Origin of the sequence: Helicobacter sp. NHP19-012 (genome assembly GCF_019703325.1) — a bacterium.
GTDB classification, from domain to species: Bacteria; Campylobacterota; Campylobacteria; order Campylobacterales; family Helicobacteraceae; genus Helicobacter; species Helicobacter gastrofelis.
In genome coordinates this window covers 968,490-994,491 of the sequence record NZ_AP024819.1, presented here as the reverse complement: position 1 = coordinate 994,491, position 26,002 = coordinate 968,490, and the positions used below count along the sequence as shown (strand labels likewise).

At 44.7% G+C, this 26,002-nt stretch carries 25 protein-coding genes, 1 tRNA gene and 4 pseudogenes; 10 read left to right on the top strand and 20 right to left on the bottom strand.

The features are described 5' to 3' along the window. The first annotated feature begins 3 nt into the window (after window positions 1-3). The 3 genes from K6J74_RS05060 (at window position 4) to K6J74_RS05050 (ending at window position 1,978) form a co-directional block, all read left to right on the top strand. The gene (locus K6J74_RS05060; RefSeq protein ID WP_221271209.1) at window positions 4-1,110 is read left to right on the top strand and encodes an NAD(P)/FAD-dependent oxidoreductase; all 1,107 of its coding nucleotides are present in this window, start codon (window positions 4-6) and stop codon (window positions 1,108-1,110) included. Window positions 1,111-1,174: 64 nt separating this feature from the next. Continuing rightward, window positions 1,175-1,249 (top strand) — tRNA-Asn (locus tag K6J74_RS05055). 180 nt (window positions 1,250-1,429) lie between these two features. Further along, window positions 1,430-1,978 carry an outer membrane protein gene (locus K6J74_RS05050; protein ID WP_430886798.1) on the top strand — a complete coding sequence of 183 codons (549 nt, stop codon included), beginning with the start codon at window positions 1,430-1,432 and terminating at the stop codon, window positions 1,976-1,978. Between the two features lie 15 nt (window positions 1,979-1,993). Here the strand turns inward: K6J74_RS05050 and hemE are convergent, their stop codons facing one another. The 20 genes and pseudogenes from hemE to ftsY form a co-directional block, all read right to left on the bottom strand. Next, entirely contained in the window at window positions 1,994-3,016 is a 1,023-nt protein-coding gene (gene hemE, locus K6J74_RS05045) for a uroporphyrinogen decarboxylase (protein ID WP_221271208.1), read from the bottom strand. 1,098 nt (window positions 3,017-4,114) lie between these two features. After that, window positions 4,115-5,755, bottom strand: a complete 1,641-nt coding sequence (locus tag K6J74_RS05040) for an ABC transporter ATP-binding protein (RefSeq protein ID WP_221271207.1) — start codon at window positions 5,753-5,755, stop codon at window positions 4,115-4,117. Continuing rightward, on the bottom strand, window positions 5,752-5,952 hold the full coding sequence (copP, locus tag K6J74_RS05035; RefSeq protein ID WP_221271206.1) for a copper-binding metallochaperone CopP: 201 nt from the start codon (window positions 5,950-5,952) through the stop codon (window positions 5,752-5,754). Before copP ends, K6J74_RS05040 begins: the two co-directional genes overlap by 4 nt. Before the next feature lie 2 nt (window positions 5,953-5,954). Continuing rightward, window positions 5,955-8,114 carry a heavy metal translocating P-type ATPase gene (locus tag K6J74_RS05030; protein ID WP_221271205.1) on the bottom strand — a complete coding sequence of 720 codons (2,160 nt, stop codon included), beginning with the start codon at window positions 8,112-8,114 and terminating at the stop codon, window positions 5,955-5,957. Window positions 8,115-8,126: 12 nt separating this feature from the next. Beyond that, on the bottom strand, window positions 8,127-8,765 hold the full coding sequence (gene pssA / locus K6J74_RS05025; RefSeq protein ID WP_260321718.1) for a CDP-diacylglycerol--serine O-phosphatidyltransferase: 639 nt from the start codon (window positions 8,763-8,765) through the stop codon (window positions 8,127-8,129). Window positions 8,766-8,824: 59 nt separating this feature from the next. Continuing rightward, window positions 8,825-10,738 carry an ATP-dependent zinc metalloprotease FtsH gene (gene ftsH / locus K6J74_RS05020; protein ID WP_221271203.1) on the bottom strand — a complete coding sequence of 638 codons (1,914 nt, stop codon included), beginning with the start codon at window positions 10,736-10,738 and terminating at the stop codon, window positions 8,825-8,827. Between the two features lie 17 nt (window positions 10,739-10,755). Next, window positions 10,756-11,649, bottom strand: coding sequence for a 50S ribosomal protein L11 methyltransferase (gene prmA, locus K6J74_RS05015; RefSeq protein WP_430886775.1), 894 nt, complete (start codon window positions 11,647-11,649; stop codon window positions 10,756-10,758). Window positions 11,650-11,655: 6 nt separating this feature from the next. Then, entirely contained in the window at window positions 11,656-12,030 is a 375-nt protein-coding gene (locus K6J74_RS05010) for a chemotaxis response regulator CheY (protein ID WP_015107116.1), read from the bottom strand. A gap of 111 nt (window positions 12,031-12,141) precedes the next feature. Further along, the gene (locus tag K6J74_RS05005; protein WP_260321530.1) at window positions 12,142-13,110 is read right to left on the bottom strand and encodes an McrC family protein; all 969 of its coding nucleotides are present in this window, start codon (window positions 13,108-13,110) and stop codon (window positions 12,142-12,144) included. A 90-nt stretch (window positions 13,111-13,200) separates the two neighbouring features. Then, window positions 13,201-13,509 (bottom strand): McrC family protein, encoded by a 309-nt coding sequence (locus tag K6J74_RS08610; protein ID WP_260321529.1) that lies wholly within the window; start codon window positions 13,507-13,509, stop codon window positions 13,201-13,203. Continuing rightward, window positions 13,506-14,260 (bottom strand): annotated as a pseudogene (locus K6J74_RS05000) (McrB family protein); the annotation flags it as partial. The pseudogene K6J74_RS05000 and the gene K6J74_RS08610, both read right to left, overlap by 4 nt. Before the next feature lie 482 nt (window positions 14,261-14,742). Then, a complete protein-coding gene (locus K6J74_RS04990; RefSeq protein WP_221271199.1) occupies window positions 14,743-15,045 on the bottom strand; it encodes a hypothetical protein in 303 nt (100 codons plus the stop codon). A 69-nt stretch (window positions 15,046-15,114) separates the two neighbouring features. Then, a complete protein-coding gene (locus tag K6J74_RS04985; RefSeq protein WP_221271198.1) occupies window positions 15,115-15,525 on the bottom strand; it encodes a hypothetical protein in 411 nt (136 codons plus the stop codon). Beyond that, window positions 15,515-15,853: a hypothetical protein gene (locus tag K6J74_RS04980; RefSeq protein WP_221271197.1), complete on the bottom strand. Its 339-nt coding sequence runs from the start codon at window positions 15,851-15,853 to the stop codon at window positions 15,515-15,517. Before K6J74_RS04980 ends, K6J74_RS04985 begins: the two co-directional genes overlap by 11 nt. Window positions 15,854-16,004: 151 nt before the next feature. Further along, window positions 16,005-17,292 (bottom strand): annotated as a pseudogene (locus K6J74_RS08605) (RNA-guided endonuclease InsQ/TnpB family protein). Continuing rightward, window positions 17,267-17,916 (bottom strand): annotated as a pseudogene (locus K6J74_RS04960) (IS607 family transposase). Before K6J74_RS04960 ends, K6J74_RS08605 begins: the two co-directional pseudogenes overlap by 26 nt. Window positions 17,917-17,988: 72 nt before the next feature. Beyond that, a complete protein-coding gene (locus tag K6J74_RS04955) occupies window positions 17,989-18,234 on the bottom strand; it encodes a hypothetical protein (protein ID WP_221271195.1) in 246 nt (81 codons plus the stop codon). Between the two features lie 3 nt (window positions 18,235-18,237). Continuing rightward, window positions 18,238-18,570 (bottom strand): hypothetical protein, encoded by a 333-nt coding sequence (locus K6J74_RS04950; RefSeq protein WP_221271194.1) that lies wholly within the window; start codon window positions 18,568-18,570, stop codon window positions 18,238-18,240. Between the two features lie 50 nt (window positions 18,571-18,620). Beyond that, a pseudogene (gene radA, locus K6J74_RS04945) lies at window positions 18,621-19,957 on the bottom strand (DNA repair protein RadA). After that, the gene (gene ftsY / locus K6J74_RS04940; RefSeq protein WP_221271193.1) at window positions 19,941-20,825 is read right to left on the bottom strand and encodes a signal recognition particle-docking protein FtsY; all 885 of its coding nucleotides are present in this window, start codon (window positions 20,823-20,825) and stop codon (window positions 19,941-19,943) included. The pseudogene radA and the gene ftsY overlap by 17 nt, the downstream one beginning before the upstream one ends. A gap of 682 nt (window positions 20,826-21,507) precedes the next feature. On the opposite strand from ftsY, the gene K6J74_RS04935 reads away from it, so the two are divergent. From K6J74_RS04935 to K6J74_RS04905, 7 genes are all read left to right on the top strand, one after another. Continuing rightward, a complete protein-coding gene (locus K6J74_RS04935) occupies window positions 21,508-21,711 on the top strand; it encodes a hypothetical protein (protein ID WP_221271192.1) in 204 nt (67 codons plus the stop codon). Window positions 21,712-21,824: 113 nt separating this feature from the next. Further along, window positions 21,825-22,163 (top strand): hypothetical protein, encoded by a 339-nt coding sequence (locus K6J74_RS04930; protein ID WP_221271191.1) that lies wholly within the window; start codon window positions 21,825-21,827, stop codon window positions 22,161-22,163. A gap of 194 nt (window positions 22,164-22,357) precedes the next feature. Continuing rightward, window positions 22,358-23,194 carry a carbon-nitrogen hydrolase family protein gene (locus K6J74_RS04925; protein WP_221271190.1) on the top strand — a complete coding sequence of 279 codons (837 nt, stop codon included), beginning with the start codon at window positions 22,358-22,360 and terminating at the stop codon, window positions 23,192-23,194. 18 nt (window positions 23,195-23,212) lie between these two features. Further along, window positions 23,213-24,094 (top strand): polysaccharide deacetylase family protein, encoded by an 882-nt coding sequence (locus K6J74_RS04920; protein WP_221271189.1) that lies wholly within the window; start codon window positions 23,213-23,215, stop codon window positions 24,092-24,094. Continuing rightward, window positions 24,094-24,384, top strand: a complete 291-nt coding sequence (locus K6J74_RS04915; RefSeq protein WP_221271188.1) for a hypothetical protein — start codon at window positions 24,094-24,096, stop codon at window positions 24,382-24,384. The genes K6J74_RS04920 and K6J74_RS04915 overlap by 1 nt, the downstream gene beginning before the upstream one ends. Further along, a complete protein-coding gene (locus K6J74_RS04910) occupies window positions 24,377-25,327 on the top strand; it encodes a CobW family GTP-binding protein (RefSeq protein ID WP_221271187.1) in 951 nt (316 codons plus the stop codon). Before K6J74_RS04915 ends, K6J74_RS04910 begins: the two co-directional genes overlap by 8 nt. 88 nt (window positions 25,328-25,415) lie before the next feature. Beyond that, window positions 25,416-25,790: a hypothetical protein gene (locus tag K6J74_RS04905; RefSeq protein ID WP_221271186.1), complete on the top strand. Its 375-nt coding sequence runs from the start codon at window positions 25,416-25,418 to the stop codon at window positions 25,788-25,790. Window positions 25,791-26,002 lie beyond the last annotated feature (212 nt).

The following is a 26,002-nucleotide window of genomic DNA, read 5'->3' as shown; positions in this document are numbered from 1 at the left end:
AGCGTGCAGGAAGTTTTAGTTTTGGGGGCAGGGTATGCTAGCCTTGCGTTTATCAAGTCCTTGAGTAAAGAGGTGCTTCAAGCGTATTCTTTCACCCTCGTGTCGCAAAGTTATCAGCACAGCGTGCAGGTTTTATTACACGATGTGGTGGCGGGCTTGCCCGGTTGCCACGCCTTAAGCCTTACAGAAATTTTGCCCCAAGGGGTGCGCTTTATCCAGGATGAGGTGTTAGAGATCAAGGAGGGGGTGGTGTTGGGGCAACAGCAAGAACACCCCTACACGCATTTAGTCGTGGGGCTAGGTTTTGCGAGCGAGAGTTTTGGCGTGGCAGGGGTTAAAGAGCACGCCCACACCTTGAGCCACTATAAGCAATGCCAAGACTTGCACCAGCAATTACAAAAAGCATTGCAAGCAAGCCCAAAGCCCTTAGAGATTGTGGTGTGTGGGGCGGGTTTTAGCGGAATCGAGCTAGTGGGGGCTCTAGCGGATGCGTTTAAAGATAAGGTCCGCATCACTTGTGTAGAGGCGATGTCTGGGATTTTGCCCATGTTTGTCCCTAAACTCGCCCAAAAGGCGCATAAATATTTGCAAAGTTTGGGTGTGCGCTTACAGGTGGGGGCAAAAATCCTAGAATGTTTGGAAAATGGAGTGCTTGTAGAAATTAACGGGCAAAAAGAGCAAATTGGGGCGGATTTTGTATTTTGGACTTGTGGTGTGCGTGGTAGCCCCGTCATTGAAAACTCGCCCTTCTTTAAGAGCGCGCGTAGCCGTGTAGAGGTCAATGGTTTTTTAGAACCGGTGGGGTTAGAAAAGCGGGGGGTGTTTGTGCTGGGAGATTGCGCCCTCCTTAAAGACGCGCAAAATCGTCCCTACCCGCCCACAGCGCAATTAGCCAGCCAAATGGGGGCGTATTTGGGGGCACATTTCAAAAGTGTGCTTGTAAACAAGCCCCCTAAAAATTCTTTTATTTACAAACCCAAGGGAACCATTTGCTCTTTGGGAACACACTATGCAATTGGGCAAATTGGAGGGCTGTGTGTAACGGGCAAGCCCGCCTTGTGGCTTAAAAAAACCATTGAGTGGTGGCACAGACGGGCTTTAAAGCTTTAGCTAGGTTTTTAGGGCGATGTCTCTTGACAAATCCTATAAAAAAATGTTAGAATCGAGCTTTCGTTCCAGATTAGCTCAGCGGTAGAGTAGGCGGCTGTTAACCGCTTGGTCGTAGGTTCGAATCCTACATCTGGAGCCACTTTTTCACTCGAGTTACATTATTTACTCAGTATTTACCACTTTAGCCGATTTTGTCCTCGCTTGTTTATTAAGCACATGGAACACTCTTAGCTTGTGTGTCCGTACCAATTTGTATTAAGGAGTTTTTATGGTTCTTGGTTCCAAACGCGTGTTAAAAGGTTTGGCCCTCTCTAGTTTGATGGCTTTTGGTGCAGTGTCTGTAGCCCAAGCAGATGAAAAAAATGGCTTTTTCTTGGGTCTAGGTTACCAACAAGGTAAAGCCGGTGGCGATGCCTACCGCGCGCCCCTCACCTCTGGCATGCCCCTTTATGGTCTAGGTGCGCAAATTGGGGGCGTGGGGTTTTTGAATAAGTGGTTTGGGGGGCAAGTTTATGGTTTCTTTGATTATGACCAATCTAACAGATATGGCCCTAACTCCAATGATAAGTGGAACATGTACACCTATGGTGGCGCAGCGGACATGATCGTCAATCTCATCGCCACTAGCCCATTTTCTTTCGGTCTTGTGGGCGGTATCCAACTTGCAGGCAACACGTGGCAGTATGCTGGTGTTGCCGATCACACCGGTTTTCAGTTCCTCTTTAATGTGGGCGGACGCATTAGAATGGGCGAGCACTCTGCTTTGCAAGCAGGCATTAAGTTCCCCATGATCCCCCAAAAATTTGGAAACGGCTTTTCCATGACGCGTCACTATGCGTGGTATGTGAACTATGTGTTCACTTTCTAGTTAGTCTCTCTGCACCTAGCGTCGGCTAATCTCGCGCACTAGGCGCACGAGTTCAAGGGCGTTAGAACGGGGCAAATCGGGCAACATCCCATGCCCCAAGTTAAAAATGAGGCCTGCTTTTTTACCCATAACTTCGAGAATGTGCTCGATGCCGTTGCGCATCGCCTCTTGGCTATAGAGTCGTGCCGGTTCTAAATTCCCCTGCAAGACATAACGATCCCCCAAGACTTCTTTAGCGTGCTCTAGTGGTGTGTCCCAACCACATCCAAAAACTTCAAAATCCCCCTTTAAATGCGCCAAATACGTCCCCACGCCTTTGGGGAACACAATCAAGGGGACTTTAGGGTGCTTTGTTTTTAGGGCTTTAGTGATTTTTTGGATATAGTCCCAACCAAATTCTAAATATGCCTCTAGCTCCAATGCCCCCGCCCACGAGTCAAAGAGCATGAGCGCATTTGCCCCTGCCCGTGCTTGTGCATCTAAATAGCTAATAATTTCTATGCTCAACGCCTCTAACAAGGCGTGTGCCACTTCCGGTTGGGCATAAAGGATTTTTTTAGACCGACTGTAGGTCTTGCTGCCTTGTCCCTCTAGCATATAGGTCGCTAAAGTCCAAGGTGCGCCACTAAAGCCAATCAACGCCTTAGACTTGTCTAATTTAGAGCGCACATTAGAGACAATCTCATATACATAACCTAAATCTTTATAGGCCCCTCTCTTCAGGGCTTTAATGTCTTCTAGGCTCTTTATAGTGTCTAGGAATTTTGGACCAAAACTAGGCACAAATTCTAGAGGTAAGCCCATTGCGTGGGGCAAGAGCAAAATATCGCTAAAGAGTATGGCTGCATCCACATCTAAAATTTCAATGGGTTGTAGGGTAACTTCTGTGGCAAGCACAACATTAGCGCATAAATCTAAGAAATTTTTAGTCTTTTGGCGCACCCCTTGGTATTCGCTTAAATACCGCCCCGCCTGGCGCATGAGCCAAATGGGGGTGTAGGGGGTTTCTTGCCTAAAACATGCATCAATAAAGACCATCACAATCCTTTAAGTCAAAATTAAGGTTATTGTATATATTAAACACAAACCTTGTGGAATTAATTAATTAATGTTGTAGTTAACAATGGCACTCCGATACTCAATCTATGAGCTCAAAACATGATATGCACGCCATAGCCCAACATCTTCCTCTCTACCGATTATTTCATTATAAAACCCTAACTGCTAAACTGAGCTTTTACTCTATTGGATTGGCTTCCCGTTTAACAAGCTTCAAGTTTACTACAATATTTAGAAAGATAGGTGTTCTGCTTGCTTCTACAAGCGTAACTTCAAAAGTTTCTCCTAGAGAAAATATATATTATCTACAAACACAGTTCCTAATTGATGTTTATATGTGGGTCTTCTTAGTGATGTGTGTAATCAAAAAAGTTAACTAAAGTCTATAACAATTAGAATAAATTTTAGTTTGCATTACCCCCAAGTAAAGTAGCTTTGATAACTGGTGAGATATTGCTATTTTATATTTTATATATGATTTTTTCCAAAGTAGTCCTATGTGCTTTTTAGTAAACAAATGAGCTTAAATCGATAGTATTGAAGATATTGAAGTAGGATTTATCCGCATTATATGAAGAATAGGACTCCAGTTAATGGTAGAACTTTAGGTAAAAACTTATAAGGCCCAATCAAGATAGCTTTTCTAGACTCAGATCGTTTTGCTTAACTGCCCTGCGAACCTGTTTCTAGGTATTACAGAACATAGAAAGACTGCTTATATTTTGGACTTAAATCCAAGACAACCTATTCATTTAGTAAAAAATCCACCAAAGGCTACCATTTATCCAACACGCCACTTTTAAACGATATTCCAAGAAATGATCACAGACTACCATTGTGTGCGATTTAGTATGACCAAGGCGACTATCTGCGATATCTCTTATTAGCACAAAAAGGACCTGAAACTTCATCGCCTTAAATTAGGAATAAAAGTAAACTTTGATTTGCTAATGGCGATAAAAGCCAATTAAACTATCTAGATGGTTATTTTTTGGTCATTCCACAAAAGAAACCAACCCTAAAAACCACGGGGAGGTGGACCTATAAAAAGGAAGTGGCAAACAAAAACCTAGCCTTTTAAATTAATCGACCCCCCTCCAAGTGATAGACGCAATCTGCCATTTCTAGGCTAGCGGGGTTATGGGAGATGATGATGATGAGGCGGTTTTCTCTTAGGCTGTAAATGGTTTGTTTAATGTTCTCTTCGGTGTGGCGATCAAGGGCAGAAGTGGCTTCGTCAAAAATAAGGACGCTTGCGTCTTTGTATAACGCCCGTGCAATGGCAATCCTTTGGCGTTGCCCCCCGCTCAAATTCGCCCCAAACTCCTCTAAGGTGGCTTCAATCCCGCCCAAATTCTGCACGAACTCTAACGCCTGTGCCTGCTCTAGGCATTTTTGCACCCTAGCCGTGTCAATGTCTAGCCCATAAGCGACATTCTCGGCGACTGAACCGCTGAAGATAAAGACTTTTTGGGTAACAATGCCTATTTGTGCCCTTAGACTCTTTTGTTGCAAGTCTTGTAAGGGGATGTTGTTGATGGTGATTTGCCCGCTTGTGGGCTCGTATAGGCGTAAAATGAGATTCACCAAAGAGCTTTTACCGCTCCCACTCTTGCCCTGCAGGGCGACAATTTGGTTAGCCTGTAGGTTTAGGTTAATGTCTTGCAAGGCTGGGGCGGAGTTGTCTTTATAAGCAAGGCTGACATTTTTGAAGTTAATTTCTGTAATGGGTTGCTCTAAAGTCTGTGCCCCATCCATAATAGCGGGTTTTCTCTCTAAAATCTCGTAAATCCTCTCCCCTGCCACCAACGCCTCTTGAAAATTAGACGCGATCCTTACGATCCGCTTTAAGGGGGTGTAGAGCATGAAAAGGGCAGTGATGAAAGAGAAAAACGCTCCCACGCTAATATGCCCCCTAATCACCTCCAAACCGCCTAGATAAATCACTAAAGCAATGGCGATGGAGCCCAAAAACTCCATTAAGGGGCTGGAGATTTCGGCGTATTTAATGCTCTTTAGGCTCAAGTTAAAGAAGGCTTGGTTTTCTTTTTGAAAGGCTTGCAACTCTAGCTTTTCGCCATTAGAAGTTTTAATCACCTCGACGCTGTGGAAAATCTCGGACAATCTAGCGGTCATGCGGGCGTTGGTTTCTTGGTTTGCTTTGGAGAGTTTTTTCACTTTTTTAATGATTTTGCTTAAAGGGATCGCCGCTAGGGGCATGATGATGAGCCCCACAATGGAGAGTTTGGGGCTTTGGTAAATCACCACGCAAATAAGCCCTATCACGCTGAGTAACTCTCTAACGCTTTCAGCTAAGTAATTTGACAAACTCGCCCGAACTAAAGCGATGTCGTTGGTGATGCGTGAAATCAACTCGCCCTTGTGGGTGCTGTTGAAAAAGCCCATCTCCATACGCAACATGGTTTCTAGCATTTTATGGCGTAGGTTTTTGATGATGTCTAAGCCAATGAAATTTGTGAAGTAGGTTTGTATGTAAATGCCCCCACTCTTACCCAAATACGCCACAATCACCAAAAAAGGCAGGACACCAAGCATATGCGTGTCTTTTTTAATGAAAATGTCATCTAGGGTGGGTTTGACTAAATAAGTCCCCCACGCTGTGCTAAGAGCCACAACGATAGACGCTAGCACAATCCACACAAACGAGCTCACATGCCCCTTTAAAAAGGGGGCAAAACGCCTAAAAAACAGCCTCACGCTAGGGTGTAGCCCGCGTCTAAAATCGCCTCTTTAATGTCCTCTAAGGTCGCTGGGGGGTTAAAGGTTACCGCCACTTCTTGTTGCTCTAACTTAACTTCAATATGCTCCACGCCCTCAATTTCGCCCACAAACTTCTCCACTTTATCCACGCAATGATCGCAAGTCATGCCCTCAACTTTTAGCACTTCTTTCATAATTATCCTTTGATTTTTTTATGCACGCCCCTTAAGCGTTGGGCGTTAAACACCACGCTTAAACTGCTAAGGCTCATCGCTAGGCTGGCTAGCATAGGATTTAGCATGAAGGGATACGCCACGCCACAGGCTAGGGGGATTGCCAGCGCATTATAACAAAAAGCCCAAAACAGGTTTTGTTTAATGTTTCTAATCGTGTATTGGCTTAGTTTGATCGCGTGCAAGGCCGCGCTTGGGTGGTTCTTTAGGCTTAGCACATCGGCGACTTCTAAGCTTGCCCCACTGCCTAGCCCCATCACCACCCCCACATCGCTTTTAGCTAGAGCCGGGGCATCGTTTAAGCCATCGCCCACCATCATCACCACCGCCCCGCTTTTTTGCAAGTCCTCTAGGGTGGATAATTTGTCCGCCGGCTTCGCCTCTGCTTTGTAGTCTAAATTTAAGGCACTTGCCATTTTTGCCACACTTGCCTCTCTATCGCCGCTTAAAAGCAAGGTTTTAAGCCCAAAGCTATGCATCGCCTCTATCGCCTCTTTTGCCCTCTCTTTAAGCTGGTCTTCAAGCACGATCAGCCCCAAGATTTTATCTTGCGTGCCAAAGAACACCCCAATCCCCTCAAACTCCCCTAAAGTATTGGGGGTATTGAAAAAGTCTAAGCTCCCAGCTAAATACTCTTGCCCTGCAATTTCTCCACTTAAGCCAAGCCCCGGGGTCGCCTTCACCCCCCTAGCTTCTAGCAAATGCACCCCTTGAGATTTGGCGTACTCCACAATGCCCTTTGCGATCACATGCTCGCTTTGGGCTTCTAGACTGGCACACAGGCTTAAAAGCTCTAATGTCTTTACACCGCCGGCCGTGCGGACTTCCTTCACTACGGGTTTGCCTAGCGTGATGGTGCCCGTTTTGTCTAGCAAAACATGGCTAACGTCCTTAGCCTTCTCTAAACTCTTAGCGTCCTTGAAAAAGAGCCCTAATAAGCCTGCCTCTTTTTGTGCCACTAACAAAGCCATCGGCGTGGCTAACCCCAAAGCACAAGGACAAGAGATCACCAGCACGGCGATAAACACCTCCAAAGCCTCTTTAAAGCCCCCCTTAAACACCCACACGATAAACGCCAAGCTGGCTATGGCGATCACAATGGGGACAAACACCCCTGCCACTTGGTCGGCAAGCCTTGCAATGGGGGCTTTAGAGCCTTGTGCTTTGGCGATTAAATCTAGGATTTGTGCCAGCGTGCTTTGCGCCTTGTTGTGGGTGGCTTGCATTAAAAAGGGGGTGTTGGTGTTGAGTGTACCTGCAAACACCTGAGAGCCCTCTTTTTTGAGCACGGGCACGCTTTCGCCACTGAGCATCGACTCGTCTATCTCGCTCGCTCCCTCAATTAAAACCCCATCCACAGGGACATACGCCCCGGGCAAAACCCTTAAAATGTCGCCTTTTTGAAGGCTCTCAATCTCCACCTCACGATCTTGCCCCTCTTGCACCTTGAGGGCTTTGGTGTTGTGCTCTTGCATGAGCTCTTGCATGGCTTGCACGGCTTTATCTTTAGAGCTTTGCTCGACCCGCTTGCCGCCCATCACAAAGAGTAAAATCACGCACACACTCTCAAAGTAATAACCCTCAATGCTTGTGTGGCTCAACACTCTAAAGAGCAAGACAAGGCTATAACAAAATGCCGCACTGGTGCCTAGAGCCACTAGGCTATCCATATTCGGCTGCCGTGCCCACAACGCCTTAAAGCCGTGTATGTAGAAATTACGCCCCATGTGCATGACAACTAAGGTCAAAATGAGCTGTGCTAAACCATTGTTAAAGGGGGCTTTTAAAAAGGCGGGCAGGGGCAAAAGGGGGGCAAACATAGACAGAGTGAGCACCCCCAAAGTGCCTAAGAGTGCAAAGAGTAGTTTAAGATTGGGCGTTAGAAAAGTCGGCTCAAGCAAGTCTTTCAACGGCTTTTTTTGGGCGGTGTAGCCCAGCTTAGAGATTTGCTTAAAAATGTCCTCTAGGCTGGCTTGGCTTTCATCATAGACCACAAAGGCTTTTTTGCTGAGTAAATCCACCCCCACCTCTTTGACATACGCCTTACGACCCAAAGAGCGTTCAATCCCACTCGAGCATGCGCTACAAGTCATGCCCTCAATGTAAAACTGCGCCTTTGTCATTATGTCCTCCTATCATTTGTGTTTGAAGACAATCCTAGCCATGAGAAACACCCAACGAAGTAACCCGTAAAAGAGATAACAGAACATAAACGAGCCCAGCACTTCTAGCGGGCGCACAAAGAGCAAGAGCAAGAAGAGCAAGAGCAAGACAAAGAGTTTTAAATTCCATTGCACTTTTTTAAAATTGGGGTAGCGGATATTGCTCACCATCAGCACCCCCAAAAACACAATGTAGGCTAGAAAGAACTTACCCCAGCCCTCTTGCAACACCCCATATTTGTTATCGATCAACACCCCCAGCACCACCAGCACCGCCGCACTAGGGATGGGGATACCGATGAACGAATAAGGGTCTGTGGTTTGGGTCGTAACATTAAAACGGGCTAGGCGGATTGCCCCAAAAATCACAAAAAGCGCACAAGCCGCCATGCCCCACCTCCCATAAAAATGCCCCACATAAAAGTAAGCGATGAGGCTTGGCGCCACCCCAAACGCCACGACATCCGCTAGCGAGTCGAACTCTAGCCCAAACTTGCTCGTGGTGTTGGTAAGCCGTGCTATGCGTCCATCTAGCCCGTCTAAAACTAAACTCCCCACCACCATCCAGCACGCCACGATAAACTCCCCATGCGAAGCATAAAGCATCGCCATCACGCCTAAAAAAATGCTGCTCGCCGTGAAAAGATTGGGGAAGAGATAGAGCGGTTTCACTAACTTGCGTGTTCCTCTAGGGGCACAAGGCGGCTTTGCAGATTGTGGCTTGTCTCATACTCGCTAATGATCTCACGCACCCTTTCACCCGTGATCACTTCTTTTTCAAACAGCTCATTTACCATCACTTCGATCGCCTCTTTATAGTCGCTCAAAGTCTGCTTGACATGCGTATAACGCTCTTCTAGCAAGGTTTTAATAAAGTGGTCCATTTGTTCGGCGGTTTTCTCGCTAAACTCTCTAGGGCTGCCAAAGCCCCCCCCTAAAAACGAATTGCGTTGCTTTTCTAGCACCATAAGGCCGCTCACATCGCTCATGCCATAGTAGCTCACCATGCCCTTGATAATGTCAGTCGCCCTTTCTAAGTCGTTGCTCGCCCCCGTTGAAATCTCTTGTAAAAACACATCTTCAGCCGCCCGTCCGCCTAAAAGCACATCAATCTCGGCGATCAGCTCGTGTTTTTGCATGAGATATTTATTCTCTTCAGGGGTGTTTAGCGTATAACCTAAAGCCGCCATGCCCCTTGGGATAATAGACACCTTATTTACCCGTGCTGAGCCCTTTGTCATCTCGCTAATCACAGCGTGGCCGCTCTCATGGTAGGCGACAATCTTTTTCTCTTTGGGCGAAATGCGCCGACTCTTTTTCTCTAGCCCGGCAATGCCCCTTTCTACCGCCTCTTTCAAATGCTGTTGCTTGACTTCTTTTTGGTTATTACGGCCTGCCAACAATGCCGCCTCGTTAATGATATTGGCTAAATCCGCCCCAGCTAGCCCAGCGGTGAGCTTGGCGATCTCTTGCAAATCTACATCGTTAGCCAGTTTCACGGGCTTGATATGCACCTTTAAAATCTCCACCCTGCCATTGAAGTCTGGTTTATCCACCAAGACTTGGCGGTCAAAGCGCCCGGGGCGTAGAAGGGCTGGATCTAAAATCTCGGGGCGGTTGGTGGCGGCAAGCACGATCACGGGGGCGTTCTCTGAGCCAAAGCCATCCATCTCGGCTAAAAGCTGGTTTAAGGTTTGCTCCCTTTCATCATTGCCGCTAATCATCCCACCAGCTGCCCGGCTCTTGCCGATCGCATCGATCTCATCGATGAAGATAATGCTCGGGGCTTCTTTTTTAGCAATGTCAAAGAGATCACGCACCCGGCTTGCCCCAAGCCCCACAAACATCTCAATAAAGCTACTACCCCCCATTGAAAAGAAAGGCACGCTTGCCTCGCCTGCCACCGCCTTAGCTAGTAAAGTCTTGCCTGTGCCGGGGGGGCCAACTAAGAGCACGCCTTTAGGGATTTTCGCCCCCAAAGAAGCGTAGCGATCGGGGTATTTTAAAAAATCCACGATCTCCACGACTTCCTCTTTCGCCTCTTCATTGCCCGCCATGTCGTTAAAGCGGACTTTGGGTTTCTCGGCGTTGATGAGCTTTTTAGAGCTGCCCATGCCAAAAATCCCCCCCCCCATGTTCTTTTGCATGCGGCTTGCCATAAACATCCATAAGCCCAAAATCACCAGCACGGGCAAGAGCCAGCCTAAAATCTCGGTGAAAAAATTAGACTCGCTAAAGCCGGAGTAATTGATCTTTTGTGCGTCCAGTAGGGGGACTAAGGAGAGATCGGGCACTCTCTTAGCCACATAGATAATCTTAGAGCCCCCCTCTTTGCTCGTGGCTTTAATCAAGGTCTGCCCGATACTCACGCTATCCACTTCTTTTTTCTCAATCAACTCCTTCATCTCGTGGTAGCTGATATTTTTCGTGCTGGTGGATAAAAAGCGCTCCCCAAAGCCATCATCGCTGTTCATCACCCGCATCGCCACGATCGCCACAAGGATAAACACCACGATCAAAACCAAGGGGTTTTGCAAAATGGGCTTTTTGGGGTTTGGATCGCCCGGTCCTTTGTTGTTTTCCATACAATTCCTTACAATGTTTAACTTTTAGATAAATGCAAACACACCCACTCGTTTTCTTGGGTGCGTCGCTTTAGGTTAAAGGCTTTTAAATAGGTTTTTAAAACGCTTTGCTCGTGTTGGTCTAAAATCCCTGATAAAAAAACTTCTGTTTGGGCGTGGCTTGCCTTTAAAATCTCGGCATAAAGCCCGATAATCACGCTTGCCACGATATTCACCACGATCAAATCGTAGCCGCCCCCCTTGATTGAGCCTAGCCAAAGGTCTTCATAAGTGGCGTGGTTTTTAGAAAAATTCTTTTTAGTTTCTTCAATAGCCAAAGGGTCTATGTCGCATAAAGACACTTTAGCTCCCTTTTTGGCTAAAGCTAGCCCTAAAATCCCGCTCCCACAGCCCACATCTAGGGCGATTTTACCGCCCACTTCAAGGGGGCTAAAGGCTTGTAAAAGTAGCCTTGTGCTTTCGTGGTGTCCCGTGCCAAAGGCTAGGCTTGGATCAAGGCTTAAACAAATGGGGGCGTTTAAGGGCTCTTTAGCCCAGCTGGGGTTAATGGCAAAATCCCCACACACAATGGGTTGCACGCCGGCTTTATACGCCTCGATCCAGTCTTTATTTTCGTGTTGTGCGCTGTGGTGGTAAAAGCCCACCGCCAAGCCTATACGGCTAGACAATTCAGTGCAAAAGCCCTCTAGTGCCTTTAAAAGGGGCTTGGGATCGTGGGGCGAATAGATAATAAAACCCTCTTTAGGTAAGGGTGCTGTGCCCTCTTTGGTGCCAAAAAACGCATAGGGCAAGTTAGGGGCTTTGGCTTCCTCGATCGCCTCGTTGGTGAAGTCCAGCAAAAAGGCACTGAAGAGATCGGGGTGGTCTGTAGGTAAAATGATCGTTTTGAAATAGACTTCTTGCAAGAGCACGCCTATTTAGTCATTGGTCCCCAACACGACTTCTAATTTTTCCTTCAGCACTTGCGGGGTGAAGGGTTTGACGATATAGTTATTCACCCCAGCTTTTAAGGCGGTGATCACCTCCGCCTTGCCCCCCTCAGTGGTGATCATGATGATGGGTAAATCTTTAAAACGCCCGTCAGATCGCACCTTTTTGACTAAATCTAGCCCATTCATTTCAGGCATGTTCCAGTCGGTGATTAAAACCCCTGTGGTGTCGTTAGCGTCTAACTTGCCCCACGCCTCCACGCCGTGCTCGGCTTCTAAAATGTCCTCATAGCCCAAGCGTTGCAAGGTGTTTCTAATGATGCGTCTCATCGTTGAACTATCATCTACAATCAAAATTTTCAATCTCGCTCCTTATTTTGGTGCACCGCCAAAAATCAACGCACCATTCTAACATATTTATTTAACCTCTAGCTTTAAAGCCCCACAGCCCAAACCCGCTTCAAACCGCTAAAATCACAGCGGAAAAAATTTAATGAGAAGCTCGATCTCTTTGCCTCCAACAACTTTAGGCTTAAAGGTTAAATCTTGTATCTTTTGGGTTTCTTGCTGTGGATACACCAACCACACGCACACCTCCTTAGCGGGGGTGCAAGTGGCATACTTGCTCGCATACGCCCACATTTGGTAAAGGTCGGCGTGTGCGATGTCTTTTTGCGCATTTAATGCCTTCCATTTGGTGTCTAAAATGGTGATTTTGGTCTCCTCTCTTAGCACAATGTCGGGGCGCATTTCAAAGCAATTATTAAGGTTGTCGCAAGTTGCACCATAGCACATTAGATACTTGCGGTTTTGTTTTTGCAAGGTAACTTGATACCCCCCACTTTTTTGCACCCAAAACCCCACAAAGTCCTCAAAAAGCCTTTCCATAGGAAACAGCAATGCATAGGCACGGCTTGCTCCGCTGTAGGGGGCTAGGGACTTTTGACGCAAGAACAAATCACACCATGTTAAAAGGTTTTCATACTCCTTAAAACGGCTCGCTTGTGTGCTTTTAGAAAAATCAGTGTCTATATCTTTATCCTTACTCGGTTTTACTTCATCAAAGACAAAGGACGCAGCATTTAAGCCCTCTTGGTTCTTAGGGCTTAAACTCAAGGTTTTAAAAAGCTCTAAAACCGCCTTAATGAGACGGTTAGGGGCAACATCTAGGCTATATTCATCGCTAGAAGTGTAAAAGCGTTCTTTGTGTATCAAATTTTTTTGTAGGTGTGTGCTAAATTCTAACTTGCCCTTAAGGTAGGGGCGATTTTGTGAAATATTTAAATAATCCCGCTTTAGTCCCCGTTTTATAAGAGTTTGGCACTCTTGTAAAAACGCTTGGATAAAAACATCTAGTAGGGGCAATTTTGCGTCTTCTAGGTTGGAAAACCTGTTTTGTTTAAAGGGGGTGTTTTTGAGTGTGGCTAGGCAATTGTAAAGCACTTGTTTGGCGTAACAAAGGGGGCAAGGGGGACTTTAGGGGGCTTGGCACACTTTTAGGCTTTAAAAACTCTTGCACTTGCCCTTGAAACTCTAGGGGTTAAATTTAGGGATTTTTTTAGGGCAGTTTGGGGCATGCTCTTTTAAATCCCGCCCATAAATCTTAGGTAGAATCTCCACGCTAAAACCTTGCACTTGGATCAAACCCACATAATTTTGTGTCCTTAGGGCGTGTTTATTTTTAAAGCGTAAAAAGATATGGTTGCTTTCTTGGTGGGCGAAGTCTAAAAGAGCCTCCCATATTTTGGGAGCTTTCTTCCTTTTCTCCCCTAGACACTCCTCGATGTTCGCTTGGCTAAACTCTTGGTATTCGGCTAAATACAGCGTGGGCGTGGTTTTCATGGATTAGGGGTTTGCTCTGTCGTTTCGTTGCTCTGTGCTTGGCTAGCATCTTTATAAATCTTTATAAATGTTTCAACACCCCACCCACTCGCCTCTGTGATTTGGTAAATCTTTTTATCGGTGTCTATAAAATCCCCCAAAAGTTTTTGCAATGCGCTATCCATTGTTTTTTCTTTTAACATGTCATTGTTGTTAAGCACCGCATTGATTTTGGCGTGGTCGTCATAAAAATACTCTTGCAAAAGGGGGATGATTTTATCCTTAAAACACTCTTTTAAGCCCTCTAAGCTGTCTAGCCCTAAAAAGTAAGCATGCCCTATGGTGTGGTCTTTGTCTAGCAAAAACTCTATGCGGGCATTCATCGCCTCTAAGAGAAATTGCAAATTGACTCCAGCGCAATCCGTGCTAAGCAAGCTTGAATTAGGCAACATTTCTATAAAGACAAATCTACGGCGCAAAGCGGTGTCTAATAGGGCAATGGAGCGGTCGGCGGTATTCATTGTGCCGATGATGTAGAGATTCTTGGGCACACCAAAAATTCCTTTTCTTCTTCTCCCTTTGTCTCCTCTATTTCTTTATTTTCCCTCTCTTGATGTTGGTTCTTCTTTTGACCTTGACTATAAGGCAATATAACCCTTAACTCCTCATCATTGCCTATGCGTTTGCTTTCCTCTATAAGCGTGATGAGTTCGCCAAAAATCTTAGAGATATTGCCCCGGTTGATCTCGTCAATGATGAGAATGTAGGGGAGTTTGTCGGAGTTTTGTGGGGATTCTTCGCGCATCTCAAGAGGTGGTTTGGTTAAATTTTGCTCCTTAAGATATTCAGCCTCAAATGCCGTGAGTTTTTTAAGGAGGGCAAAGCCGTAGGTGTCATGGGATCTGTCCACATCTCTTGGTCTTTCAATTCCTTTACTTTTATCTTTGGAATACAAATTGTGTAATGCATCCTCTTGGATTGTTTCCTTATCCCCTTGTGTATTGATGATGATTGAAAAACTTAGACCATCTTTTTTGTCCGCCCACACAAGTTCTTTTTGTAACCCTGTATGGAGTGCAACTAAACATTGCCCCCTATTTTCTTTTTCTTTCTCCAAAGAAGAAATAAAGGATTTTAACAAGGTGTTCCAATAACCCAAAGCAACTTCTGCCACTTTTTTAGAGGTGGGTTGTTCCAAAGATTCTTGAGCCTTTTGGCACATTTGCTTAAAAATCCCATTTTTAATGGGGTAGGTCACCTGCCCCTTGTTATCCACCTCCGCTTAATCCCCTCCACAAACTCTTCATAACCATAACTTTGGTGGAAGGTAACAAAGCCAATACGCCCCTTTTGTTTATAAGAGTCAAAGAGGGCTTTAGCCTCTGCGCGCTCCATTTTTTTAGTGTCGTGCCCTAAAATCTCTAAGGCCTTGTCAATGGTGTAGTGCGTTTTGCCCGTGCCCGAGGTCCATAGAGGATTTGGTTTAATGGGATTTTCATAGTCTTTCCTTTGTGGTTTTCTTGGGGGTATGTGGATCACTGCTCTTTTTAAAGTCATTAATGGAGATTGTGTGGAATTTGTCAATGCACCATAAAAATCTATCTATAATGTCCCGCATAAATGCCTCTAAGGTGGTGTAAGTATAAAGGTAGTCGTTTTTATAGACAAGGTGCCTATTTTTGCCTGAAAAAGTTGCGGATAAGCCCGACATTTGTGACACATCTCTTTGTGCTTTTTATCTTTATCCAAATAACCTAAACCTATGCAACAAACAAATCCTTTTGGGGGAACATTGATAACTTCTTTGTCATGCCAGTTATAACCCACCCAAAGATCAAAGCCTCGAATGTCACCCTCTTTTCTAATGTTGACAAATTCCCCATCTACACCCCCTACAATTTTCGTGCGGAAAAAGGCAAGTCCCGGATACCCTCTTTCTTCAAAATTTGCAACCTTAGCACGCACAAAACACTCATACCCCCAATCCCTAGCAAAGTTGTTTAGCTTCCTTTCAAGGGCATTGCGCTCACTCTCCAAAGTCTGTATTCCCTCCTCCACAGCCATCCACTAAATCCACAAACTCTTGCAACAGCTTTAAAAATGTCTGTCTTTGCTCTGCGCTCCACTCTACTTTTTCCACACTATCTCCTTTAAAGTCCTCTAGGGGGATCGCGTTAAATGCCTCTACCAAGTTTAAAAAATCATCCGCGATTTTATGGATCGTGTCTAAATGGCGGTTTTCATATCCAAGTGGGCGATCGTTGCCAAATAATTTTTGATAAGCAACGCACTTTTGGCATTCTTCCAAACCCTCATCGGCGCGCCCTATGTAAAGGTCAAAAAGCTTGGGTTGTTCCTTGCGCAAATAGGCAAACCATATAAAAGCCTTTTTGTGGGGTTAGCTTTTAGGATCGCTAAACCACACATTTAAGGTGTCTTGCCTAAAAAAGGCGATCGCCGGTGCGTTGGCTAAATTGCCAAACCGTTCTTACAAACCTATAAAACCGCATAAAATCCTATAAAATCCTATCAATAGAAAAAAATTTTAAAGATTGCGGTTTTTGTTGTATTCCTGTTTCTACCATGCTGGTTACTAAGCCATTTTTTGCAAAATCGCTCAGTAGAGCCGTCATGTCCGCAGGCGTTAATTCAGTGGGAACTCCACTTACTAAATGCCTCACTAGATTGACACTTGCGTTAAAATCTCTATCGACCACAACACCGCAAACACCGCACTTATAAACTCTATCGTTTAGTGTTAAGTCCGCCTTTTTATTGCCACAGCTAGAGCAGGTTTTAGAGCTCGGGTAAAAGGCATCGGCTCTTAAAATTTTCCGCCCATAATACTTTGCCTTATACTCTAAGAGCGTGTTAAAGGCGGAGATGCTGACATCGCTCAAAGCTTTAGCTAGTTTAGAGTTTTTAAGCATATTTTTGACTTTTAAACTCTCTAAACAAAGGGTTTTAGCGTGCCGCACTAGGGCGGTGCTCAGTTTGTGTAAAAGTTATTACGGGTGTTGGCTATACGGGTATGCAATCGATTCAGCCGCAAGCTGGCTTTAAGAAAATTAGCGGACTTCTTAATCCCGTCATTCTTGGTTTTCGAATGCCGTTTTTTGCTAAGTTGTCTGCTAAGTCTTTTGAGCCGTCTTGCGAGCCTATTTAAGGGCTTGGGGGCGAAAATCTGTAAGCCATTAGATAGACTAGCAAAAGCCTTTATTCCTGTGTCAATACCTAGAGTGTGGTTGTTTGCTATGGGCTTATGGGTGCGGTGAAACTCCTCTTGTGTGGTGTCTGTTTGGATTGAAACATAGAATTTATTGCCTCTTTGCGTGATGGTCGCCCCATTAACTTTACCTTTAAAGCGTAGTTTTTCGGTCATTTTGATTTTAGGCAAGTTGGGGATTTTAAGATAGTCTTTTGTGCTGCCTTGAATGATTTTTATTTGGTCGCCCCCAATGTAAAAGCTCCCCTGATATTCTCTTTTGCGTTTAAAACGGGGGTAACTGACTTTGCCCAATTTTAAATCTTTAAAGAACTTTTGAAACGCTAGGTTTAAATGGTTAAAGGGCTGTGCTGTAGCGTATTTGGACACTTCATAGACAAAGGGGTAATGCGTCTTTTTAAGGGCGTTGAACTCTTTCTTTAGGGCAAAATGGTTAGATTTTATGCCCTTTTGGTAATTTTCTTTCCACTTCGCCAAGCCCCAGTTATAGGCAAGTCTTGCACAGCCAAAGGCTTTTTTAAGTGTGTTTGGGCTTTGTTGTTGGGTTGTAATTCAATCTTGTGGGTCAGTTGTAACATTGTCCTCTACCACCGCCTGCATTTGTTCTAAAAGCTGTTTGTTTTTCTTGGAGCGTGCTCCATAAAGCCTAGCTGAGAATACTGTGATAATTTCCAACACATTTTTGGCTAACTCTTCTTCAAAGCGGACATTTTCATCGCCTTGATTAATGATAATCACCTCCACACCTTTAGCCTCACAAATGGCAAACACCAGCTCCGCACCAAAACGCAATAAGCGGTCTTTATGGGTCAAAACAAGCCTTTTTACTTGGCTTTCTAGGATAAGGTTAAGAAGCTTGGTTAAGCCTTTTTGTAATAATTCATCCCAGAGCCTAAGTCCTGTATCACCTCGTAATTAAAGCCCAACTTCGAACAATACAACTCCAAAACCTGCACTTGGCGGATTAAATCCTCTTTTTGGTCGGCACTAGAAACACGGGCATAGGCGATGGTTTTGCGGCTATCGTTATGAAAAACGATATTTTTGTTGATATTTTCAAGGCTCTCTAGCTTGTATCTGCGCTCACCGCCTTTTGTGTAATTGTCGGGTTTTAGTAAGCCTCTTTTCTCCCAGTTTCTCAAAGTTTGGATACTGACACCTAAAACCTTACTTGCTTGACCTATGGATAGCAAATTATTCATGCCAACATGGTAGCACCTAGAAACTTAAAAACATATAAAAAATTTACAGAGAATTATAGGATTTTATAGGGTTTATCTTGCTGTTTCTAGCCCCACACTCACCACACATACATATCCCCACTTTTCTAAAAAGGTATTCAATTTATTTTGCAAAGCGTGGCATGCACTCTTTGGGGCTTTGGGTGCCAAACTCTCTTGTGTTGCCTCCCACTCTTGCACCGATTCATCCACTAATCCCATAAACTCTTGCAACAGCCCTAAAAAGGTCTGCTTTTGCTCCGCACTCCACTCTACTTTTTTCGTTTCTGCTTGCGCCATAACTCACTCCTCCTTATGGCTTAAAACCTGTGCGCTCACTTGATTGCCGATCGTGTTTTGCACAAATAAAGTGAGTTTATCGACGCTGTAATTGTTGGGGCTAAAATCTTGCTGTTCTGTATAAGCATAGCTCCCGTCTAAATCCACCCGGGCTAAACAACTGACAGAATACATCCCTATGATCTCACGCCTAAAGACCTGTGCGCTGACATAGTAGCCCTTTTTAAGGCGTTGCAAGATCAAAGTGTATTCATCGTTGCCAAGTGTAAAGGTTTGGCTCTCTTGATCGCTTTCTCCATTGACTAGGTCTAAATCCACTCTTGCCAAACAGCGCATGCCAGCTCCTTAAAGAATAAGCCAAATTCTACTCTAAAAAACAAAATCTCCTACATCCACTCAATGATTTGGGCGACATCCTTGGCTTCGTAGCAGGCGATGGGCGTGTTTAAACTAGGTTTTTTAGGCACAATCGCCTTTAAAAAGCCGTAATTCTCCATTTCTTTTAAGCGCACATTTAAATTCGGCACTTCTTGCACCGAGCCGGTTAAGCCCACCTCCCCGATGAAGGCGGTTTTATTGCTGATCGGGCGGTTTCTAAAGCTCGATAGTATGCTGGCGATCACAGCTAAATCTGCGCTCGTTTCGCTGATCTTAATCCCCCCAGAGACATTGATAAACACATCGTAGCGATTTAGGGGGATTTCTAGCTTTTTCTCTAGCAGGGCTAAGAGCATGTGCAAGCGGTTGGTGTCAAAGCTCGTGGCTAATCTCTTAGGGTTGGCTAAAGAGCTTTCACACACTAAGGCTTGGATTTCTAAAATCAACGCCCTTGAGCCCTCCAGCACCACACTTAAGGCACTGCCCGCTAGGCTTTGCTTTTGAGAGAAAAAGAGTTTAGAAGCCTCTTTAGCACTCATCAAGCCCTCTTGGTGCATTTCAAAAATCCCCACCTCACTGGTCGCCCCAAAGCGGTTTTTAAAGCTCCTTAAAATCCTAAGTTCTCGACTAGGATCGCCCTCAAAGTAAAGCACAGAATCGACCATGTGCTCTAGCACCCTAGGGCCGGCGATTGAGCCCTCTTTGGTGATGTGCCCGATGATGAAAATGGCGATCTGCTCTTGTTTGGCAAGACGCATCAAATCAAAGGTGATCTCTCTTACCTGAGAGATCGAGCCGGGGGCGGAGCTTATGGCACTGGAATATAAAGTTTGTATCGAGTCGATCACACACACGGCGTAACTTGAGCTGAGTAAATGGGCTTTGATGGTGTCTAGGTCAATTTCATTGAGTAAATATAATTGCTCTTGCACGCATTGTAGGCGGTCTGCTCTTAAGCGGATTTGCCCCGCACTCTCTTCGCCACTCACATACAGCACACTCAAACCCGTGCCAGCTAGCCCGCCCGCCATTTTTAATAACAGCGTGCTTTTACCCACGCCCGGCGCCCCCGATGAGATACAGCCCCCGGCACAATCCCCCCCCCTAGGACAATGTCTAATTCCTTTTGCGTGGAGCTAAAGGTGCTCACACTCTCTTGCTCCACTTTAGCAATGGAGATTGCCGAAAGTCGGGGGGTGTTTTTAAGGGGCTTTAGGCTCTCTAGCTCTTTGGGACTGATTTCAACAAAGCTTTCCCACTGGTTGCAATTATTGCACTTGCCCAGCCACTTGGGGCTGACAAATCCGCAATGTTGGCACTCAAAGACCCTAGACTTCTTTGCCATCTTTAAAGATCGCATCTAGTAGGCTTTTGACATACTCCATCTCATCAAAGGCGATCAAGTCGTTTTCCTTCTCCCCCACGCCTAGATACAAAATAGGCAGTTGCAATTCGTAAAGAATGCTTAAAATACACCCCCCCTTGCTTGTGCCATCTAGCTTAGTAACGATCACCCCGTCTAACTCCAGGCTCTCGTGAAAGATTTTAGCCTGCTCTAAGGCGGAACTACCCTGAGTGCCATCTAGGATAAGGATTTTATAGTAAGGGGCGTTGTTTAATGCCTTGCTACACACCCTTGAGATTTTTAACAGCTCGTTTTTAAGGTTGGTTTGATTATGCAAACGCCCGGCGGTATCAATAATGATTTGATCTGCCCCCCTAGCAATCCCCGCCTCAATGGTGTTGTAAGCTAGGGCACTCGGGTCGCTGTTTTGCCCCGCGCTAATCACCTCTAATTGCAACTTCTCCCCCCAAAGTTGGAGTTGTTTCACGGCTGCGGCTCTAAAGGTATCCCCTGCCCCTAGTAGGACTTTTTGCTTGTTGAGTAGGTGCTTTTTGGCGAGTTTGGCGATTGTAGTGGTCTTGCCCGCCCCATTGACCCCCAAAATGAGCGAAACTAAAGGCTTGGTGTCTAGGGGCTTTAGACGCACTTGGTCGTAATAGCTCTCTTTGCGTAAAAAACGCATTAGGGCAACTTCTAAATGCTTGCGTTTGATTTGCTCGGGCAGGTGCTCTAAGAGTTTTTCGACTAAATCAAATTGCACATCAAAGCCGATTAAAATTTCCTCTAGCTCATCCTTGCTAAAAGTCGCGTCTTTGGACTTTAAAAGCGAGGCGACATTTTGGATTGTTTTTTTAAAGAAGTTAAACATAAACCTAGCCAACTATCCTAATCTTAAGAGTTTTAAATGTTCCTTTCCACCCTCTGCTTTATTTTGAGTGGAACACCTAGGCTATTATAGGGCAATTTTACAAAGGAAGGGCTTAGATAGTCATCGGGAAATTTTGCCACTGGCATCGCCTAAAATTACTTTAACCAACTTTAATATGATTGGCTAGCCTCTAATTTAAAACTCAATTATCTTAGAATTTGGTTGATCGTGTTAGTGGGAATCTCTTGGACTAAATAATCACTTCTAAACATCTTGCATCGAAAATAATTTTATTATATTCAATGATATTCAGTACACATGGGGTAAAGAAGGGGGATTTTTGGCATAAAACATGCTTACTCAGATCTTTTAAGGCTATTCAAATAATAAGATAGAATATACAGAGAAAATAGAGTGATTTATCTTTGCCACAAGATCTATCTTGCCTATAATCCCTAATCCTTTCGTAGGCATTTTCTTTAAGCAAAAAGCCCACCCGTCTTTATCGGGTGGGTGATTCACAAGCGCTCAATGAAATGGGCACACGCCTAGAATGCTTTTTAACCACTATGGATATTAGTAAAAACTTGCGATATACCGCTCCATTGCTGGAGAAAAAGACGGCTATCAGGGCGAGAAAGTCCCTACAGGAAAAGAATTAGCCCAACACATCGGGTTTGGTTTGGGGGCTTGCGAACCTTTAGACTATGTGTTTGTGTTCGATCAATTAGGCATTAACCCCTTGCATGCCCACACTTTTAAAGGGCGGGCATTAGAAGAGTGGCAAAAACGGGACACGGCGCGATTACTCCAAACCAAAGCTTTGAGCTTGCGTGAAAAAGTGTTTGACAGCATTAGCGAAAAATTTAGCGGACGATCAAGATAAGGTAAGAAGTCTAAGAAAGACAGATAAGCAGCACTATGGCAAATCAAACAACAAGCCAAGTCAAAGAGACCAAGAGTGGGGATAACAAAAAGTAGGCAAATGGGGCTAACAAGGTGCTAGACCTAGAAACTTTACTATCCCAAAGGCGTTTGGGCTCTTATGGCAAAGACCTACAAGCGCACCTAGAGAATTTAAAGCTCATCGGCAAATACACGCATAAAATCGCCCTTGTAGAGATTGCCTTGCGTAATTCTTTAAACCACTTACTGAGTGCCAAAAATACAGAATGGATCAACAACTCCACCGACCCCCGTGTCATCCAAATGCGGACAGAAACGCTTAAGGCGTGCAATGCAACCACCCTAAGCCACGATAGCTATCTCTCTAATTTGTTTCATATCCTACGCAACCGCTGTTACTATTGGGAGAACATCACAAAGGTTAGGGAGTGATAAACAAAAAGAGAGTTTTTAAAGGGCTTTTAAAGGGTCATAGATTGCAAGTTTAGGGGTTGGGAGTATTAACAAAAAATAGTTTGGAGATTGGGAGCGGTTGTGGGGGTTAATGTAGCTCTTTATTGAAACTATGTTTATAATTTCTAAATAAACTCACTCTAAGTGCACTGAATTCCAAAGAAGGAGAGCAAATGCAAAGGAAGATTGTTGCGGGTGTGGTGCAGATACAGGCTTTCTCTTTTGAGCTAGAAAAAAATCTTAAGCTAGCTTTAGACTTAGCTAGCCAAGCATATGAGCAGGGGGCGCAATTAGTTGTCTTCCCGGAATTATTTGATAGCGGGTATTGTGTGCACCCCAAGGATGCAAAGTTAGCAAGCCACTTAGAAAGCTTGTCATCTCCCACACTCCAAGAGATGCATGCCTTTGCTAAGCAAACGGGTGTGGTGCTAGTAGGTTGTGGGATTGAAAAAGAGGGAGGGGGTTTGTATGATAGTGCCTACATCATCTCTAAGGAGGGGTTGGTGGGCAAATACCGCAAGATTTATCTATGGGGAGACGAGGTCGATCGCTTCGAGCGCGGAGAAAACTACCCGGTCTTTGAGATAAACCTAGGGGGTGTTAAGGTCAAAGTAGGCTTACAGATTTGCTATGAAGTGGGTTTTCCTGAGGGCTCTAGAGCACTAGCACTTCAAGGTGCTGAAGTGCTTATTTTCAGTGCTGCCTTTAGTCAAAGGAGGGGCTATGCGTGGGATTTGGGTAGTCGTGCTAGGGCATTAGAGAATGGGGCTTTTGTGTTGGCATCTAATCGAAGTGGGAGTGAGGAGCACCCTTATAGCAAGGCAAATTTAGAGTTTGCAGGAAGATCTAAGATTATCAACCCCATGGGGAGCGTGGTGTGCGAGGCGCAAAGTTTCAATGAGGTGTTGGTGGCAGAACTTAACTTGGACATGGTGGCCGATCAAAGAAAAGAGATTCCCTATCTAAGAGATCTTAGCTTGGTGCAGTCCCTTAAAACACATGCATCTTAAAAAATAAAGGAGTAAAGAGTGGCAAAAGAAATTTTGGTGGCTTATGGTGTGGATATTGATGCTGTAGCGGGTTGGCTGGGTAGTTATGGGGGCGAGGATTCGCCTGATGACATCTCAAGAGGGCTGTTTGCTGGTGAGATCGGGGTTCCTAGGCTCTTGAATTTATTTAAAAAATATCATTTGCCTGCCACTTGGTTTATACCGGGGCACTCCATAGAGACTTTTCCCGATCAGGTTAAAATGATTGTAGAAGCTGGACATGAAATTGGCTTGCATGGCTATTCTCATGAAAATCCTATTGTCATGACAGCCAAACAAGAAGAGGATGTTTTGATCAAGACCATTGGACTGATTAAGAATTTAACCGACAAAAACCCCACAGGTTATGTCGCGCCTTGGTGGGAGTTTTCTAGTGTGACTAATGAGTTGCTCTTAAAACACGGGATTAAATACGATCACTCTTTGATGCACAATGATTTCACGCCCTACTATGTGCGTGTGGGAGATTCTTGGACTAAGATTGATTACAGCCTAGAGGCTAAGGATTGGATGAAACCTTTGGTGCGGGGCAAAGAAACCGATTTGGTAGAGATTCCGGGGAATTGGTATTTAGACGATCTGCCCCCCATGATGTTTATCAAAAAAGCCCCTAATAGTTTTGGCTTCATCCCACCTCGCCATATCGAAGAACTTTGGTTAGAGCAGTTTGATTGGGTTTATCATGAGATGGATTATGCGATCTTTTGTATGACCATTCATCCAGATGTGAGCGGTAGACCACAAGTCTTAAGAATGCACGAGCGCATTATCCAATACATCAACCGCCATAAAGGCGTGCGTTGGGTGGACTTTAACACCATTGCTAGTGATTTTGTTGCGCGTTGTCCTAGAAAAAAATAATGTGTGTGTTGTGCGCGGATTTGAATACTGCCCTGCATTGGAGCGATGTGAGCACTCAGCAAGGTCGCTTGCGCTCAAGGATTCAAAAACTCAAGGTGGCGAATCTCATCTTGAAATTCTATGGATTGAAACTGAGTGTGTGGGGAAATCAATTCGTTTTAGAGGATCAAAAGGGACGCAAGGAGCTCGTTAGAGATTTAGGTGATCTGTGTTACAAAGCCCAAAATTTAAGCAACAGACCACTGGATATTTTAGACCCAGATCTGCTAGCTTTTTTAGATTGTGGCTAAGATCCCTGTCATTATCCTCACGGGCTTTTTAGGCAGTGGTAAAACTACGCTATTAGCCCAGATTTTAGAATGCCATAGAGATAAGTCTATTGCCGTAGTGGTGAATGAGCGGGGGCAGATGGGCTTAGATGCGCAAATTTTGACCCACTTGTGTTTTATCCAAGAAAATGTGCGTTTGTTGCAAGGTGGCTGTGTGTGCTGCGCTTACCGCCAAGATTTGATAGATTGTCTTAAAGAGTTGATCGATCAAGATCGTATTAGCCATGTGATCCTTGAGACAACCGGTATTGCTAATCCTGCTCCTATTCTTTTTAGTCTCCTAAATGATGTCTTTTTAAGTCAGCATTTTTTCCCCCAAAGCGTGATCACCTGTTTAGACGCCGTGCATGGTTTTTCACACCTAAAAGAAAACATAGAGGCGCAAAATCAAATTACTGCCTCCGATGTGGTGGTGGTTACTAAGACAGACTTACAAAATGACTTTGAGAAGCTTAGGGCATGCATACAAAGCACCAATCCCACTGCCACGATCCATGACAAGGCGCGCATGGATTTAAGTGCCCTGTTGCAACAAGGCACTTTTGTAAAAAAGGACATCGTTTTTACGAGCGCGCACCAGAATTTTAGAACATTATGCATGGAATTTGAAGAATTACTAGATTGGAGCGCATTCACTCTGTGGCTGAGCTTTTTACTTTACAAGCACGGCAATGCAATTTTACGCACCAAGGGCATTTTAAGAACAAATTCTGGACAATGCATTGCACTCAATGGTGTGCAACACATCATTTACCCACCCACGCATTTAGGCAAAACACAGGAAAAAGCCTCCCAGTTGGTCTTTATTTTAAAAGACCTAGACCCTCAAAGGATTTATTTTTCTTTTAAAACCCTGCTTAAGGCTCTAGGCATAGAGTTCAATCCTCGCATGCAATTGACTTAGTTTTCTCTAACCCTACTTGATAGGTGGCAATACCAAGATGTGTTAACCTCCCAGTGCGTAAGAATTAGAGCAAGCCATAGAGGCGGTGATGGGTAAGCAAGCCTTGAGTGATCTAATGCTCTTTGATGCCATTATTGGCAATGTGGATCGGCATTTGGGTAATCTTGGGATGTTGATTGACAACGACACAAATGAGCTCATTAAACCTGCTCCTATCTTTGACAATGGGCGGGCGTTCATTAATTTCATTAAAGGGGGTAAGAGCGATCAAGTTGTCAATCATTTCAAGCTAGGCCGTAAATACCCGTTTTTTAAAAGTTATTTTAATCACCGCTTTGACAAGCTTGTAAAAATGCACGCCACACCTCGTCATTTGGAGTTGTTAGACAAGATCGAAGGCTTTGCCTTCACTCCACACCCTAAATACACCCCGTCTGTAAGTTTTCTTGCCACACTAAGCTAAGTGATTTTCCAAAGGGCAAAAGACGCTAAAGAAGTAGTAGAGCAAGCATTGCAAAGCAAATAGAGCTAGCTAAATATGGTGTTGACAAAATTTAAATCTAAAGACACGATTTTATCTTTTATGCCGTGCGCTCCATACGCTGAAGTCTAAAGGTACGGTAATTCCTTTCTAAAAATATCTCTCTTTGTTCTTAATCTACTTAGTATCTATTG

What these genes read in the sequence shown, in the direction of transcription:
- K6J74_RS05050 (WP_430886798.1), top strand. Translation starts at nt 1,430, where the DNA reads ATGGCTTTTGGTGCAGTGTCTGTAGCCCAAGCAGATGAAAAAAATGGC.
- hemE (WP_221271208.1), bottom strand. Translation starts at nt 3,016, where the DNA reads ATGGTCTTTATTGATGCATGTTTTAGGCAAGAAACCCCCTACACCCCC.
- copP (WP_221271206.1), bottom strand. Translation starts at nt 5,952, where the DNA reads ATGAAAGAAGTGCTAAAAGTTGAGGGCATGACTTGCGATCATTGCGTG.
- K6J74_RS05030 (WP_221271205.1), bottom strand. Translation starts at nt 8,114, where the DNA reads ATGACAAAGGCGCAGTTTTACATTGAGGGCATGACTTGTAGCGCATGC.
- pssA (WP_260321718.1), bottom strand. Translation starts at nt 8,765, where the DNA reads ATGGCGATGCTTTATGCTTCGCATGGGGAGTTTATCGTGGCGTGCTGG.
- ftsH (WP_221271203.1), bottom strand. Translation starts at nt 10,738, where the DNA reads ATGGAAAACAACAAAGGACCGGGCGATCCAAACCCCAAAAAGCCCATT.
- K6J74_RS08610 (WP_260321529.1), bottom strand. Translation starts at nt 13,509, where the DNA reads ATGAAAACCACGCCCACGCTGTATTTAGCCGAATACCAAGAGTTTAGC.
- K6J74_RS04990 (WP_221271199.1), bottom strand. Translation starts at nt 15,045, where the DNA reads ATGACTTTAAAAAGAGCAGTGATCCACATACCCCCAAGAAAACCACAA.
- K6J74_RS04955 (WP_221271195.1), bottom strand. Translation starts at nt 18,234, where the DNA reads ATGGCGCAAGCAGAAACGAAAAAAGTAGAGTGGAGTGCGGAGCAAAAG.
- K6J74_RS04950 (WP_221271194.1), bottom strand. Translation starts at nt 18,570, where the DNA reads ATGCGCTGTTTGGCAAGAGTGGATTTAGACCTAGTCAATGGAGAAAGC.
- ftsY (WP_221271193.1), bottom strand. Translation starts at nt 20,825, where the DNA reads ATGTTTAACTTCTTTAAAAAAACAATCCAAAATGTCGCCTCGCTTTTA.
- K6J74_RS04925 (WP_221271190.1), top strand. Translation starts at nt 22,358, where the DNA reads ATGCAAAGGAAGATTGTTGCGGGTGTGGTGCAGATACAGGCTTTCTCT.
- K6J74_RS04915 (WP_221271188.1), top strand. Translation starts at nt 24,094, where the DNA reads ATGTGTGTGTTGTGCGCGGATTTGAATACTGCCCTGCATTGGAGCGAT.
- K6J74_RS04905 (WP_221271186.1), top strand. Translation starts at nt 25,416, where the DNA reads ATGGGTAAGCAAGCCTTGAGTGATCTAATGCTCTTTGATGCCATTATT.